This is a genomic window from Ileibacterium valens (genome assembly GCF_001945525.1).
GTDB classification, from domain to species: domain Bacteria; phylum Bacillota_I; class Bacilli_A; order Erysipelotrichales; family Erysipelotrichaceae; genus Ileibacterium; species Ileibacterium valens.
In genome coordinates this window covers 1-646 of sequence record NZ_MPJW01000279.1, presented here as the reverse complement: position 1 = coordinate 646, position 646 = coordinate 1, and the positions used below count along the sequence as shown (strand labels likewise).

The following is a 646-nucleotide window of genomic DNA, read 5'->3' as shown; positions in this document are numbered from 1 at the left end:
GAACTGGTGATGAACAGATTCCAGAAATGGCGCGGTTCAGTTATACCGGCTGATGTCATTGACAGCGTTCTTCCCTGGAATGATGAAATCAGAGAACTCTGTGCTCTGTCAGTCTGAATCAATAATACTTCAATGTAAAAAAGGCGAAGTTCTTTGCGTCCTGCAGCTTTCCTGAGAGGAAAGTTTCAGAATCCATAAGATTCTTCGCCTTTAATGGTATATAGGCAATTTCGTTTCGGGCAACCCGTCAAATATAAAGAAGTTACAACTGAAGTCCTTTTCTTTTGTATTCTATGCACAGGATCTGGCTTTGATTGTAAGTTCTTTATATTTGACGGGGTTAAACCCTCCGGTGACCGTTGTTAGATTATCTACAACGAAACTGGAGGATTTTTCATTATGCCGAATTATCACTATGCGTCAACCAGAAAAGGAAACCGGAAATTCTGGACCAGACAGGTTCAGGCTTATCACCTGTCCGGACTTTCTCAGAAGGAGTTCTGCCAGAAGAATGGCTTAATCTATACCTCTTTTGGCTACTGGAAACGCAGATTGGAAAGGTCTGCGAAAGCTGAAGGAATAGAGTTTGTAGAGATTGATGTCGCTGCTGTCGCAGAAAACTCTGCCGCTATTACTCTGTCTGTCG

General features: G+C 42.6%; 1 protein-coding gene. It reads left to right on the top strand.

The features are described 5' to 3' along the window. Positions 1-399: 399 nt before the first annotated feature. The coding region (gene tnpA / locus BO222_RS12810) for an IS66 family insertion sequence element accessory protein TnpA (protein WP_198931990.1) at positions 400-646 on the top strand (247 nt) is incomplete at its 3' end.